15 protein-coding genes are annotated in these 13165 nt (G+C 63.4%); 7 read left to right on the top strand and 8 right to left on the bottom strand.

The genetic code is table 11. The features are described from left to right. The first annotated feature begins 316 nt into the window (after positions 1-316). The 6 genes from ASG57_RS04290 to ASG57_RS04265 all read left to right on the top strand — a co-directional run bounded on the left by ASG57_RS04290 (position 317) and on the right by ASG57_RS04265 (position 6095). Positions 317-556: a hypothetical protein gene (locus ASG57_RS04290; protein ID WP_024338260.1), complete on the top strand. Its 240-nt coding sequence runs from the start codon at positions 317-319 to the stop codon at positions 554-556. Positions 557-766: 210 nt separating this feature from the next. Continuing rightward, positions 767-3163: a TonB-dependent receptor gene (locus tag ASG57_RS04285; RefSeq protein ID WP_024338259.1), complete on the top strand. Its 2397-nt coding sequence runs from the start codon at positions 767-769 to the stop codon at positions 3161-3163. Between the two features lie 2 nt (positions 3164-3165). Next, complete coding sequence (locus ASG57_RS04280) at positions 3166-3855, top strand: Fe2+-dependent dioxygenase (protein WP_024338258.1); 690 nt, start codon at positions 3166-3168, stop codon at positions 3853-3855. After that, positions 3852-4811: a tonB-system energizer ExbB gene (gene exbB, locus ASG57_RS04275; protein ID WP_024338257.1), complete on the top strand. Its 960-nt coding sequence runs from the start codon at positions 3852-3854 to the stop codon at positions 4809-4811. Before ASG57_RS04280 ends, exbB begins: the two co-directional genes overlap by 4 nt. 3 nt (positions 4812-4814) lie before the next feature. Beyond that, complete coding sequence (exbD, locus tag ASG57_RS04270; RefSeq protein ID WP_024338256.1) at positions 4815-5273, top strand: TonB system transport protein ExbD; 459 nt, start codon at positions 4815-4817, stop codon at positions 5271-5273. Between the two features lie 9 nt (positions 5274-5282). Continuing rightward, positions 5283-6095, top strand: coding sequence for a TonB family protein (locus ASG57_RS04265; protein WP_024338255.1), 813 nt, complete (start codon positions 5283-5285; stop codon positions 6093-6095). On the opposite strand, the gene ASG57_RS04260 is transcribed toward ASG57_RS04265, so the two are convergent. The 4 genes from ASG57_RS04260 to ASG57_RS39790 form a co-directional block, all read right to left on the bottom strand. Continuing rightward, a complete protein-coding gene (locus ASG57_RS04260; RefSeq protein ID WP_024338254.1) occupies positions 6083-6505 on the bottom strand; it encodes a hypothetical protein in 423 nt (140 codons plus the stop codon). The two genes, ASG57_RS04265 and ASG57_RS04260, sit on opposite strands and share 13 nt — an antisense overlap. A 63-nt stretch (positions 6506-6568) precedes the next feature. Continuing rightward, positions 6569-7249, bottom strand: a complete 681-nt coding sequence (locus ASG57_RS04255) for a site-2 protease family protein (RefSeq protein ID WP_024338253.1) — start codon at positions 7247-7249, stop codon at positions 6569-6571. Positions 7250-7324: 75 nt separating this feature from the next. Further along, entirely contained in the window at positions 7325-7783 is a 459-nt protein-coding gene (locus ASG57_RS39795) for a LysR substrate-binding domain-containing protein (RefSeq protein ID WP_349509756.1), read from the bottom strand. An 8-nt stretch (positions 7784-7791) separates the two neighbouring features. Continuing rightward, a complete protein-coding gene (locus ASG57_RS39790; RefSeq protein ID WP_349509755.1) occupies positions 7792-8184 on the bottom strand; it encodes a LysR family transcriptional regulator in 393 nt (130 codons plus the stop codon). Positions 8185-8272: 88 nt separating this feature from the next. Between ASG57_RS39790 and ASG57_RS04245 the strand changes: the two genes are divergently transcribed. After that, entirely contained in the window at positions 8273-9184 is a 912-nt protein-coding gene (locus ASG57_RS04245; RefSeq protein WP_024338252.1) for a DMT family transporter, read from the top strand. 2 nt (positions 9185-9186) lie between these two features. Here ASG57_RS04245 and ASG57_RS04240 read toward each other — a convergent pair whose 3' ends face one another. The 4 genes from ASG57_RS04240 to ASG57_RS04225 form a co-directional block, all read right to left on the bottom strand. Further along, positions 9187-9579: a GFA family protein gene (locus ASG57_RS04240; RefSeq protein ID WP_024338251.1), complete on the bottom strand. Its 393-nt coding sequence runs from the start codon at positions 9577-9579 to the stop codon at positions 9187-9189. Between the two features lie 7 nt (positions 9580-9586). Next, positions 9587-10333: an SDR family NAD(P)-dependent oxidoreductase gene (locus tag ASG57_RS04235; RefSeq protein ID WP_024338250.1), complete on the bottom strand. Its 747-nt coding sequence runs from the start codon at positions 10331-10333 to the stop codon at positions 9587-9589. 17 nt (positions 10334-10350) lie between these two features. Continuing rightward, positions 10351-11082 (bottom strand): SDR family oxidoreductase, encoded by a 732-nt coding sequence (locus ASG57_RS04230; RefSeq protein ID WP_024338249.1) that lies wholly within the window; start codon positions 11080-11082, stop codon positions 10351-10353. A gap of 133 nt (positions 11083-11215) precedes the next feature. Continuing rightward, complete coding sequence (locus ASG57_RS04225; protein WP_024338248.1) at positions 11216-13045, bottom strand: IlvD/Edd family dehydratase; 1830 nt, start codon at positions 13043-13045, stop codon at positions 11216-11218. Between the last annotated feature and the right edge of the window lie 120 nt (positions 13046-13165).

Genomic DNA, 13165 nt, shown 5'->3' with positions numbered 1-13165 from the left:
CATGGTGATGTATAATACACGCCAAGTTTCAGTGTAAACAGCACTATCGCTTGAGAAATCCTAAACAATTGGAAAGCTTTGCACCCGTTGGGCAGCGTCTGGCGCGTCGGTGTGCAGTGGGGCATTTCTCCAGGCCACGAGCCGGTCGGCGCGCCAAGTTTGCACAGCGCCGCAGCGGCGTACTCGGCGGACTACTCCACGCTGAGCTATGGTTCGGATTACCCAGCAAGAACGGTTCTAAGTCGGATAGGGGCCGCTGCGGTTGTCAGGGATTTCAGCATCGTCCATATCGGCGCCGCGATGAATGGAGCGCAGGATGGACGAGCTGAACGGCAAGCTGATCGCGTGCCAGATTCTGATCACGGGGTTGATCGCGCGTGTCGCAAACGAGCAGCGCGATCCCTTGCGCTTCCTCACCGATTTTCGTGATGAGATCAAAGCCGTCGTGAACGGCGTCCACATCGCCGGCATGGACAACACCGATCGCGTGCGCGCCGTCGCGCAGAAAACCGTCGACGAATTGTTCTCGCTGATGAAGCCGCCGAGCAGCGACTGAGAGTGCAACGATTGGTTTGCGTTGCCTCTCTAGAGCGAATCCAATGTTCGTTTAGAACGATTTCAAACTGCAGATTAGAATCGTTTTGATCTGGATTGATTCAAGGGTTCTCGCGAACGGCTCGCATTGACCCGCTATTTTGTGGCCGATACCAACAGCCCATCGTTCGTTCGAAGTGAATGAGCGAACAGGAATATGGGGCGTTTGGTAATGGGGCAGGTGGTCGCACCGAAATCGTTGCGTTCGGTCGCAGCATTCGATTCGTTGGATGAGAGGTTCGTAGGCGTTTCCGGCAAAAAGGTATCGGCAGTCGCGAGCTTGATCGCGGTGGCGTCGGTTTCAAGCGGCGCGCAGGCGCAGCAATCGGACCTGCCGCCGGTGACGGTCGATGCTCCGGTCGAGCGCCCGCGTCCGACGGCCTCGAGGCCCTCGCCTGAGCAGATCCGTGCCCGCAACGCGCTTCGCCGCGCCGCGCAGCGCCAGCAGGCGCAGCAGACGGCTCCCGCCACGCCCTCGGGCGCGCCCGACGGCAATCCCTATGCCGATCCGGCGGCGCCCTACAAGGTCGACCACGTCCAGGCCTCGGGCAAGTTTCCCGAGAAGATGCTGAACACGCCCAAGAGCATCACCGTGCTCAGCAAGGAAGTGCTCGAGGACAAGAACGCGACGACGCTGAAGGAGATCGGACGCTCGACCGCCGGCGTGACGCTCGGCTCGGGCGAGGGCGGCAACGCGTTCGGCGATCGCTTCTTCATCCGCGGCTTCGATGCACGCAATGACGTCTTCATCGACGGCATCCGCGATCCCGCCGTGTCCATCCGCGAGAACTTCTTCACCGAGCAGATCGAGATTCTGCGCGGACCGGCATCTTCCTATGCGGGCCGCGGCACCGCCGGCGGCGCCATCAACATCGTCACCAAGCAGGCCGGCGACGTCAATTTCAAGCGCATGGACACCGAGTTCGGCACCGATCAGACCAAGCGCGTCACCCTGGACGTGAACCAGGTGATCGATCCCACCTTCTCGGTGCGCACCGGCGGCCTGTTCCAGGACGCCAACGTCGCCGGACGCAACTACGTCACCGACAATCGCTGGGGCAGCTTCATCTCGACCAAGTACACCCCGACCAGCGACATCAAGATCACGACGAACTACGTCCATACCGATCTCAGCGGTTATCCCGATTTCGGCGTGCCTTATTACAAGCAGGGCAACGTTCCGGTGACCTCGGCGGGCATTCCGCGCGAGAACTGGTACGGCTTTCTTAATCGCGATTTCCAGACGGCGCGGCAGGATTTCGGCACCGGAACGATTGAGTACAAGGTCAACGAAGCCATCACGCTGACCAGCAAGGTGCGCGGCGAGCACTCGCTGCTCAACTACATCGGCACGCTGCCGCAGAACCCGAATACCACCAATCCCAATCCGCTGCTCTGGACGACCACGGCGAGCGCGCAGAGCCGCTATCAGACCGTGGACGTATGGGCCAACCAGAACGAGGCCACGTTCAAGCTCGACACCGGCGGGGTCAAGCACACCGCCGTGTTCGGCGTCGAGTATTCGAACGAGAACGTCTCAATCGACCGCTACGCGGGCTTGGCGTCGGAACTGTCCGGCTCCGCTTTCACCAGCAACGGCGCTGTCCAGAACGTCAATCTCTATTCACCCCAGTATACCAACATTCCTTTCGGCACGCCGTCGCTGACCGGAAATCCGACGCGCTATGGCGTCAACACCACCAGCGTCTATGTCATGGACACTGCGAACTGGCAGGACACAATCATCGTCAATGGCGGCGTGCGTTACGACGGCTACAGCCAGAGTTCGTCCACCAACGCGGCTTATCTGAAGCAGAATGCCGATCTGGTGAATTACAACGTCGGTGCCGTCTACAAGCCGATGCCGATCGGCAGCCTTTATGCGGCCTATGCGACCTCGGCGAATCCGTTCGGATCGGAGCTTGATGCGACCGGTACCGACTACGGCGGCGTTCCGCCCAACACGGCCGTCCTGCTCGGGCCCGAGCGCAACAAGGCGATCGAACTCGGCACCAAATGGGAGCTCGCTGACCGCCACCTGCTCGTGACCGGTGCATTGTTCCAGACCACCAAGGACAATGCGCGCGAGACCGTCAACGGCTTGTTGACGTCGGGCGCTGCCTACAGGATCCAGGGCATCGACATCGAAGCCGAGGGCAAGATCACCGATCGCTGGAGCATCTTTGGCGGCCTGGTGCTGATGCAGTCCAAGGTCACGCAGAGCGGCGTCGCTTCGAATATAGGCTTGCAACTTGCCAACATCGCTCACCAGTCGTTCAGCATGCTGACCAAGTACAAGTTCGACGGGGGGTGGGAGCTCGGCGGGCAGGCGGTCTACCGCTCAAAAGTCTATGGCGGCACGTTCGCGGCCAACACCAACGAGCTGCCGAGCTACTGGCGCTTCGACGCGTTCGTCGAGAAGAAGATCGACCAGAACTGGACGATGAAGTTCTACGCGCAGAACCTCACCAACAAGCTCTATTACGACTCGTTCTATCGCAGCAACGTGCCGTTCGTGGCGGTTGCGCCGGGACGGGCATTCTACGTCGTAACGACAGCGAAGTTCTGATCATGTTGACCTGCCTACCTGGCGTTCTCAGCAAGGATGATGTGGCGGATTTCCGCCGCATCATGGACGCCAGCGAATGGGAGGACGGCCGCTCCACCGCCGGCGCGCAGTCGGCGATGGTCAAGCGCAACGAGCAATTGCCTGCGGACGGCGAGGTCGCGCGCAAGCTGGGCAACCGCATCATCTCGGCACTGACCTCGAACCCGCGCTTCATTGCGGCGGCGATCCCGCTCCAGATCTTTCCGCCGCTGTTCAACCGCTATGCGGCGAGTAGCGGCCATCATTTCGGCCTGCACGTCGACAATGCTATTCGCGGCGACCGTCTGACCGGCCTTCGCATCCGCACAGACCTGTCGGTTACGCTGTTCCTCGCCGAGCCGGAAGAGTACGACGGTGGCGAACTTGTGATCGAGGACACTTACGGCTCGCACGAGGTCAAGTTGCCAGCCGGTGACTGCGTGCTCTATCCCTCGACCAGCCTTCATCTCGTCACTCCCGTGACGAGGGGAACGCGGGTTGCGTCTTTCTTCTGGCTGCAGAGCATGATACGGGACGATCAAGCCCGGAGCATGATCTTCGACCTCGACACCGCGATACAGGCGCTGGTGGAACGGCTCGGGCGTGACGATCCCGAAACGGTCAAATTGACGGGTATCTATCACAACCTCATTCGCTACTGGGCCGAAGTATGAAGACCATGACCTCAAGAGCAAGCCTGGCCGCCGCTGCGATGCTGGCGGTCGCCTGGCTCGCATCCCCTGTTTCTGCCCAGACACAGACCCCGCCGTCGCCGGCGACGCAGCAAACGGCTGCGCCGCCTGCGGCCAGCCCGGCTCCGGCAGCTGCCCCCTCGGCAGTTGCCCGCTCGGAAACTGCGCCCGCGGCCTCGGCCGCACCGCCCGTGGTCACAACGCCGGCGCCGGCAAAGTCCGAGTCCGCGGCCGGCGTTGCGCCTGCCATGAAGGAATTGTCGCCCTGGATGATGTTCATGTCGGCGGACATCATCGTGAAGGCGGTGATGATCGGGCTCGCCTTCGCGTCGCTCATGACCTGGACCGTCTTCATCGCAAAGTCGATCGAGCTGTCGGTCGCTTCCACCAAACTTCGTTCGGCCCTGAAGAAGATTGGGGACGCGCGCTCCCTCTCCGAAGCGCAGATGGCGCTCGGTGCCAAGGAGGGCATCCTGCCGTCCTTCCTGGCGGCGGCCCTGCGCGAGGCGCGGATGTCGGCCGGCCTGTCCAGCGATGCCGGCATCAAGGAGCGCGCTGCATCCAGCTTTTCCGAGATCGTGCGTGCGGAACAGCGCCGCATCCGGATCGGCATGGGCGTGCTCGCCACGATCGGCTCCACGTCGCCCTTCGTCGGCCTCTTCGGCACGGTCTGGGGCATCATGAACAGCTTCATCGGCATCTCGAAGTCGCAGACCACGAACCTTGCCGTCGTCGCGCCCGGCATCGCCGAGGCGCTGCTCGCCACCGCGATCGGCCTCGTCGCTGCGATTCCCGCAGTCATCATCTACAATCACTTTTCGCGCGTGACGAAGGGCTATCTCGAGCTCGTCAGCCGCGCCTCGGGCGCGGCGGGGCGGCTGCTCTCGCGCGATCTCGACCGCAGCCACGGCAGTGTGCATTCGCGCGCGGCGGAGTGAGCCATGGGTGTTTCGCTCGCAGACAACGACGGCGAAGACGACGATTTCTCGGAAACGCATGACATCAATGTCACGCCGTTCATCGACGTCATGCTGGTGCTGCTGATCATTTTCATGGTCGCAGCGCCGCTCTCGACCGTCGACCTGCCGATCGATCTGCCGACATCGAGCGCGACGCCGCAGAAGAAGCCGGACAAGCCGACTTATCTCAGCATCAAGCCCGATCTGACGCTCGCGATCGGAGAGAACCCGGTTCACCGGGCCGAGTTGATAGGGACGCTCGACGGCCTGTCAGACATGAGCAAGGACAAGTATGTCTTCCTGCGCGCCGATCGTTCGGTGCCGTATGGCGAGTTGATGGGAGTCATGGAGCTCTTGCGCTCGGGCGGCTATACGCGGGTGAAGCTGGTCGCGCTGGAAGGTGCTCCAGGGGCGCCCGCGGCAGGCCCCGCTCAGCCTTAAGGGCCAGTCATGTCGGACGAACTCAGACCATCCCGGAAGCTATGGATCTTGGCGGCCATGGCGGCGCTCGCGCTGCATCTGGGTGGGGCAGCGCTCGCGCTGGCTCACTTGCGCGTCGATGACGACGGCGACGGCCTTGGTGCGGTCGGCGCCGAGTTCGCCGTGGAGATGGCGTCGCCAAAGGCGCCCGAAACCGACCTTCCACCCGGGCCAGACAGCGAGGCCATGCAGGAGCAGCAGGCGCTTCCCGAGCAGAAGGCCGAGACCAAGGAAACGGAGCTTCCGAAGGATCAGGCACAGGAGGTCGAGGATCCCGACCGCGTCGTGACCGAGAACGACGCGAAGAAGCCGAGCGAAGACGATCCGAAGATTCAGGCGGTCGAGACTCCGGCCGCTGAAGCGTCGCCGAAATCGGTGGCGACCGCTCGTCAGACGCTGGAGGAGGACGCGCGCGAGGCCGAGAAGGCGATGGCGCCTGTCATCGGTATCGGCAAGGACATCCTGAAGCTGACGGCCGACTGGAACCGCAAGATCAGCGCGCATCTCACGCTGCACAAGGTCAATCCTGAAGGCAAGGTGCCCAACAACCAGAAGGTCAAGGTGAGCTTCGCCATCAACCGGAAGGGCAACGTGCTTTCAGTGGATGTCGTGGAATCGTCGGGGGACGCGGCCTACGATGCGGCAGCGATATCGATCGTCCGCAAGTCGGACCCCATTCCGCAGCCGCCTGCCGGACTGACCGACGACCGGTTCGAACGTACCGTCGACATCATCTTCACCCCGCCGGACGCGAAGAAGAAAAGGAGGACTCAGCGCCAGTAGAGCCGAATTCCGACGTAGACCACCACCAGACAGGCGAAGATCAGCGCCACCGGAAGGGGCCGTTTCTGGGGGCCGGCGAATGCCGATGCTGCGAAGGAGGCGGACTTCTTCTGCTTCGGCGCCGGGCGGCGGAATGCGGTAACGTTGTCCGCCGCCGTTTCGGGTGGGCGTGGGCGGACGTCCGGTGGGGTTCCTGCGCCGCCCATTTCGGCATAATAGGCCTTGTAGATCGCTCCGATGGTGGCCTCGGTGGCTTCGCCCTCGCTCATTTGCGCCAGCAGGTTCTTGTAGCTGGCGAGGAACTCCTGGGCCTCCGGCGGCAGTGCGGACGACCCGTTGAGCTTCGCCATCATCTTCCAGGTGGCAAAATCGGCACGGGCGCGGGTGTCGGCGCGTCGCGCGATGAGCATATCGGCAGCTTTGACCAAGTCGGCCTCTGGCCCTTCGGCTGGTGTTCGGGTGTCGCTGTTCAACTACGCGTTGCCGGTCAGGAAGAGAACAGCCTGAATCACATAACCGGTCAACGTCCGCAGTATTGCGGAAATAACATCAAGATTTAGACCGAACTGGGAACCTGCAAGCGGCAGCAGGATCAACAGGCTGATCAGGATTAGCATTCCGAACGGCTCGAGCCGGGCCAGCGGCACGGCGAGGGGGCGGGGCAGTAGCCCGACCGCGACCCGCCCGCCATCGAGCGGTGGGATCGGCATCATGTTGAAGACGGCCAGCACCGCGTTGATGATGAGCGCATTCTTGAGGTTGTCGGCAACCCATTTCGCCGCGCTCGCGGGCACCAGGGGCAAGGCATGGAAGGCGAGAGCGGTGGCGAGCGCCAACAGGATGTTGGTCGCCGGCCCGGCGAGCGCCACCCAGACCATGTCCAGCCTTGGATTGTTCAGCTTACGGAAGTTCACCGGCACCGGCTTGGCGTAGCCGAACAGGAACGGTGAATGCGCGAACAGCAGCATGGCCGGCAGGATCACGGTGCCGAACGGGTCGATATGCTTGATCGGGTTGAAGCTGACGCGGCCGAGCTGCGAGGCCGTGTTGTCGCCCAGCCGGTCCGCGACGAAGGCGTGCGCGGCCTCGTGGAAGGTGATGGCGAGCACGAGCGGAAGAACCCATACCGACAAGTCATAAAAGGATATATTCACAGCTCATCCGTTCCGGTTCGGCGCGCGCGCTTTGCAAAGCAGGCCGTATAGGGCCGCAACCCTTTACGATCTACCTTATATGGCGCCGAATTCCGAAATTGCCCGTTGCAAATGGTCCGCCAGCAGTGCGGCCGGTCGCGACAGATTACGCGCGCGATGGAGGCGGATGTCCGCGGTCGGCAGCGGCGGCAGGCTGTCGCGCAGGACGCGCAGGCGAGGAGGCAGGGTGCCCACCTTCACGACCGTGATTGCGAGGCCCTGTGCCGCGATCGCTACCACCGCCGCAAGTGTCCGGCTGACGAAGGCAAGGCGCCACGGCCGGGCGGCCGCATCGAGGGCCTCAATAGCCCATTGCCGGAACAGGCAGCCCGGCGGATAGAGCGCGACGGGCAGGATGTCGTGCGGTGCGGCGACCGGGTATGACGCGCCTGCGGCCCAGACCGGCCGCTCGCGCCGCAGCAGTTCGCCGTCGCCGTGTCCTTCCGGATGCATGGCAATGACGAGATCATAAGCTTCGCCGAGCCGGGCCGGCATCGTGGCGGTTAGCCGGTATCTATCTCGACCCGGATCTCCGGATAGCTTCTGGCAAAGTACGCAAGCAAAGGTGGAATGACGATTGTACCGTAGTCGTCCATTGCCCCGAGGCGGACGACGGCTTCGCGCCTGCGCGGGCGGAGCGCATCGACTGCCTCTGCATTGAGGTCGAGAAGCCGCTTGGCATAGACAAGCAGCTCCTGACCCGCTGCGCTCAGTGCCACGCCCGACCTCGTGCGATGGAACAGCCTGACGTCCAGCCGGTCTTCGAGACGTTTGATCTGGACACTCACCGCCGATTGCGTGCGGTTGAGGATCGTGGCGGCGCGCGTGAACGACCGATGCTCCGCAACGGCGAGGAAGGCCTTCAGAAGGTCGGGGTCGAGGTCGGCCGCGGTCATGACGAAAACTTATCCTGGAATTACGGAAATTCCATTCCCCGTTTCGGCGCGCCTCCTATGCTGTCCGCAAAGCCGTCGGGGAGGAGTCGTGGCCGAGATCCTTGGCGTTTTTGCTGCGGTGTTGTCGAGCGCGCTGGGTGGGACCTCCATCGGTGCCACGCGTTATCTCGTCGGGAGCATCGATCCGCTCGCGATCGGCTCGTTCCGCTTCGGCATCGGCTTCCTCCTGCTGTTGCCTCTCGCGCTGCTGCGCGCCGATCACTGGCCCAAGCGAGAGGACTGGGCCGCCGCCGTCGGCCTCGGAATTCTATTCTTCGCCCTGTTTCCGATCCTGTTCAACGCCTCGCTGATCTTCACGACCGCCCCGCGTGGCGCGCTTGCGTTGTCGACGCTTTCTTTGTTGTCGCTCGTGATCGGGGCCGCTCTCGGCGCCGAAGCCCTGACCTGGCGCAAGTCGGTGGGTGTCGTGATCGCGACGTTTGGCGTTGCGGTGGCGCTTCTCTCCGATCTGACTTCGGCCCCGTCGGGAGCCTGGCGCGGAGATCTCCTGATGACAGCGGCTGCGCTGTGCATGGCGCTCTATGGCATCTGGTCGAAACCGCTGATCCGCCGCTCCAGCTCGATCGCCTTCACGACCATCAGCATGGCGGCGGGTGCTGCCTGCTTGATCCTGCTCTCCTGCGTCCGCGGCAGTTTTGCCCCGGTCGCGAACTTCGGTGCGCCGCAATGGCTGGCGGCGCTCTATCTCGGCGGCTTCGGTGCGGCGCTGACCTTCCATCTCTGGGCCTTCGCTCTGGAGCGGACGACGCCGACGCGCGTCGCGATCTCAGTGACGGTCAATCCGATCACGGCATCGCTGGTCGGAGCCTGGCTGCTGAACGAACCGCTGCGCTGGAATCTCGCGGCGGGCATCGTTGCGGTCTTTGCCGGGATCTGGATATCGACGACGACCGGACGGCGCGATCGGCCGGGAGGCGCGTCCGCCTCACACCAGACCTGACGTTATGTCGGGATCGTTCCCGGATATTGCACCAATCCGTCATCGACCTTCACCCAGGTGAGCTTCTCGCTCACCCAGATGTGCTCGGTCGGGGCGAAAGCATTGCGATCATCGAAAGTGGCGAGGGCGACCCCCGCCAGCGTTCCGTTGCGCCGCCATGCGAACAGGCGCGTGCCGCAGTGCTTGCAGAACACGCGGTCGATGTTCTCGGAGGAGGCGTAGCGTGCGGTCTCACCCTCGACGCTGAGCGCGCGCTGATCGAACTGCGCGCGGGCGAAGTAGGGCGAGCCCATCGCCTTCTGGCAGATGCGGCAATGACAGATGCGGACGTTGAGCGGCTCGCCTTCCGCCTTGAACCGCACCGCGCCGCACAGGCATCCGCCTTCCCGGATCATGATGACCTTAATAGGTTGCGCGCCCACCCGAAATGTCGAACACCGCGCCGGTCGAGAATGCGCAGTCCTCGGATGCGAGCCAGGCGACCATCGCGGCGAGCTCTTCCACGAGCACGAAGCGGCCTTTCGGGATCTTCGACAGCATGAAATCGATGTGTTGCTGAGTCATCTGGTCGAAGATTGCGGTCTTTGCCGCCGCCGGCGTCACCGCATTGACGAGAATGTCGTGTGCCGCCAGTTCCTTGCCGAGCGATTTCGTCAGCGCGATCAGGCCGGCCTTGGAGGCCGAATAGTGTGCGGCGTTGGGGTTACCTTCCTTGCCGGCGATCGAGGCGATGTTCACGATGCGCCCGTATTTCTGCTTGAGCATCACGGGCACGATCGCCTTGCTTACGATGAACGGGCCGTCGAGGTTGATGCGCAACACCTTGCGCCATTCCTCCAGGTCGGTCTCCCAGACCGGCTTGTTGACACCGGCGATGCCGGCATTGTTGACGAGAATGTCGATCTTCCCGAAGGCGGCCAGAGTTGCATCGCGGGCCTGATCGACTGCCTGGGTGTCGGTGACGTCGACCTTGAAGACTTTCGTCTCGCCACCGACTTCGCTTGCCGTCTTCTCCGCCAGCGTCGAGTCGAAGTCCCAGATCGCGACCTTTGCGCCCGAGGCGACGAAGCGCTCGGTGATGGCGCGGCCAAAGCCCTGCGCACCGCCGGTGACAATGGCGACGCGGCCGTCGAGATCGATCTTGTTCATGCCGGGTGCCCCTGGGGTCAGAGCATGTAGCCGCCGTCGACCACGAGGTCGACGCCGGTGGTGAAGGCGCTCTCGTCGCTGCCGAGATAGACCGCCATGGCCGCGATCTCCTCGGCGGTGCCGAGCCGCCCCATCTTCTGGCGGGAGATGAACATCTCCTTGCCCTGCGGCCCTTGTGCTGCGGCGCGGTCGAGCATCGAGGGCGTCTCGACGGTGCCGGGACAGATCGAGTTGCAGCGGATGCCCTTGGTGATGAAGTCGAGCGCGACCGCACGCGTCAGCAGCGACACCGCCGCTTTTGATGCGCTGTAGACGTAGCGATTGGCGGGCGGCCTCAAGGCCGCGCAGGACGAGATGTTGACGATGCTGCCGCCGCCCCCCGCAAGCATCTCCGGCAGGAACGCCTTGATGGTCCGGTGCATCGACTTGACATTGAGGTCGAACGAGAAGTCGAAATCCTCTTCGGAGCAGTCCAGGATGGTGCCGTGGTGCACGAAGCCGGCCGCGTTGAGCAGGATGTCGATCCTGCCGACGCGCTTGGCGAACGCATTGACCTCGGCGGTGTTGCGGACGTCGAGCTTGGCGACTTCAGTGATGCCTTCCTTGGTCAGGGTCGCGATCCCGGCCTCGTTGATGTCGGTGGCGATGACGGTTGCGCCCTCGCGCGCGAACGCGATGGCGCAGGCGCGCCCGATTCCAGCCGCAGCAGCCGTGACGACGGCGCGCTTGCCCTTGAGGCGGTCTGCCATTTTGTTGTTCTCCTCACCCTGAATCTGATGGCTGTGTCGTCATTGCGAGCGAAGCGAAGCAATCCAGAATCTTGCCGCGGAGGGCGCTCTGGATTGCTTCGTCGCTTCGCTCCTCGCAATGACGGTGTGGCTTCTAGTGATTATCCCGCGCCACGCCAAACGTACCGGCGACGTTCTGATAGCGGGTGGCGAGCTCCATGCAGGCGCCGGTCGATTGCTGGCCGACGGTGTTGCGGTAGATCTCCTGCCACGGCGTCTGGTTCGGCGGGTGCTTGAAGCCGCCACTGGCCTTGAGCTCGGCATGCCGCTTCTTCAGCTCCTCGTCCGAGATCAGGATGTTGGCACTGCCCTTGTTGAGATCGATCCGCACCGTGTCGCCGGTCTTGAGGATCGCGAGACCGCCATTGGCGGCGGCTTCCGGCGAAGCATTGAGGATCGAGGGCGAGCCCGAGGTGCCGGACTGGCGGCCGTCACCGATGCAGGGCAGGGACAGGATGCCGCGTTTGATCAATGCTGCCGGCGGCTGCATGTTCACGACCTCGGCGCCGCCGGGGTAGCCGATCGGACCGGTGCCGCGGATGAACAGCACGCAGTGCTCGTCGATGTCGAGCGCGGGGTCATCGATCCGCTCGTGATAGTCCTCAGGTCCTTCGAACACGATGGCGCGGCCTTCGAAGGCGTTCGGGTCCTTCGGATTGCTGAGGTAGCGGTCGCGGAACTCCTTGGAGATTACGCTGGTCTTCATGATCGCGGAATCGAACAGATTGCCCTTCAGCACCAGGAAGCCGGCGTCCTTCACCAGCGGCTTGTCGTAGGCCCAGATCACGTCGTTATCAGGCGCGGGCGCATTCCTGCAATTCTCGCCGATGCCGCGGCCGTTGACCGTGACTGCATCCTCGTGGATCCGCTTGTGCTTCATCAGCTCGCGCACCACGGCCGGCACGCCACCGGCGCGGTGGAATTCCTCGCCGAGATAGAAGCCTGCCGGCTGCATGTTGACGAGCAGCGGCACGTCATGGCCGACCTTCTGCCAGTCCTCGATCGAAAGCTCGACGCCGATATGGCGGGCCAGCGCATTGATGTGGATCGGCGCATTGGTCGAGCCGCCGATCGCGGAATTGATCACGATGCAATTCTCGAACGCCTTGCGGGTCAGGATGTCCGAAGGCTTCAGATCCTCCCAGACCATCTCGACGATGCGCTTGCCCGTCTCGTAGGCGATCTGGCCGCGCTCGCGATAGGGTGCGGGGATTGCCGCACAGCCGGGCAGGGAGAAGCCGAGCGCTTCGGCAAGCCCGTTCATGGTCGAGGCCGTGCCCATCGTGTTACAATGGCCGACCGAGGGCGCCGAGGAAGCCACGATCTCCATGAACTCTTCATAGTCGATCTCGCCGGCGGCAAGCCGCTCGCGCGACTTCCAGACGATGGTGCCGGAGCCGGTACGCTCGCCGGCATGCCAGCCGTTCAGCATCGGTCCGCCCGACAGCACGATCGCGGGCAGGTTCACGGTGGCCGCCGCCATCATGCAGGCCGGGGTGGTCTTGTCGCAGCCGGTGGTCAGCACCACGCCGTCGAGCGGATAGCCGTAGAGGATTTCGACGAGGCCGAGATAGGCGAGGTTTCGGTCGAGCGCCGCGGTCGGGCGCTTGCCGGTCTCCTGGATCGGATGGGTCGGGAATTCCATCGCAATGCCGCCGGCTTCGCGGATGCCCTCACGGACGCGATGGGCAAGCTCGATGTGGTGGCGGTTGCAGGGAGAGAGGTCGTTGCCGGTCTGGGCGATGCCGATGATCGGCTTGCCGGACTGCAGCTCGGCGCGGGTGAGGCCGTAGTTCAGGTAACGCTCCATATAGAGCGCCGTCATGCCCGGATTGTGCGGGTTGTTGAACCATTCTTGCGAGCGAAGATGGCGGCGGGAGCCGTTGCTGCCGGCGGCATGCCCATTGGTTGGCTTCTTTGTCATTGGTTTCTCCTGCAATGCAAACGCACCGGCGTCCGTCTCACGGTAGCGGCATGTGCGATGCCCAACGGCGCGAGCGATGATCTGCCGTCCCGCTGGCGGGGTCGTTTCCTCATAAGTGCA

It is taken from the genome of Bradyrhizobium sp. Leaf396 (assembly GCF_001424605.1).
In the GTDB taxonomy this organism is placed as follows: domain Bacteria; phylum Pseudomonadota; class Alphaproteobacteria; order Rhizobiales; family Xanthobacteraceae; genus Bradyrhizobium; species Bradyrhizobium japonicum_C.
Note: the sequence above shows the minus strand (reverse complement) of the source record. Positions and strands in the feature narration are given on the sequence as shown.

Bases quoted from the DNA above. Each gene is read 5' to 3' on its own strand.
- ASG57_RS04290 (WP_024338260.1), top strand. From the start codon at position 317: ATGGACGAGCTGAACGGCAAGCTGATCGCGTGCCAGATTCTGATCACG.
- ASG57_RS04285 (WP_024338259.1), top strand. From the start codon at position 767: ATGGGGCAGGTGGTCGCACCGAAATCGTTGCGTTCGGTCGCAGCATTC.
- ASG57_RS04280 (WP_024338258.1), top strand. From the start codon at position 3,166: ATGTTGACCTGCCTACCTGGCGTTCTCAGCAAGGATGATGTGGCGGAT.
- exbB (WP_024338257.1), top strand. From the start codon at position 3,852: ATGAAGACCATGACCTCAAGAGCAAGCCTGGCCGCCGCTGCGATGCTG.
- exbD (WP_024338256.1), top strand. From the start codon at position 4,815: ATGGGTGTTTCGCTCGCAGACAACGACGGCGAAGACGACGATTTCTCG.
- ASG57_RS04265 (WP_024338255.1), top strand. From the start codon at position 5,283: ATGTCGGACGAACTCAGACCATCCCGGAAGCTATGGATCTTGGCGGCC.
- ASG57_RS04260 (WP_024338254.1), bottom strand. From the start codon at position 6,505: ATGCTCATCGCGCGACGCGCCGACACCCGCGCCCGTGCCGATTTTGCC.
- ASG57_RS39795 (WP_349509756.1), bottom strand. From the start codon at position 7,783: ATGCCGGCCCGGCTCGGCGAAGCTTATGATCTCGTCATTGCCATGCAT.
- ASG57_RS39790 (WP_349509755.1), bottom strand. From the start codon at position 8,184: ATGACCGCGGCCGACCTCGACCCCGACCTTCTGAAGGCCTTCCTCGCC.
- ASG57_RS04240 (WP_024338251.1), bottom strand. From the start codon at position 9,579: ATGATCCGGGAAGGCGGATGCCTGTGCGGCGCGGTGCGGTTCAAGGCG.
- ASG57_RS04235 (WP_024338250.1), bottom strand. From the start codon at position 10,333: ATGAACAAGATCGATCTCGACGGCCGCGTCGCCATTGTCACCGGCGGT.
- ASG57_RS04230 (WP_024338249.1), bottom strand. From the start codon at position 11,082: ATGGCAGACCGCCTCAAGGGCAAGCGCGCCGTCGTCACGGCTGCTGCG.
- ASG57_RS04225 (WP_024338248.1), bottom strand. From the start codon at position 13,045: ATGACAAAGAAGCCAACCAATGGGCATGCCGCCGGCAGCAACGGCTCC.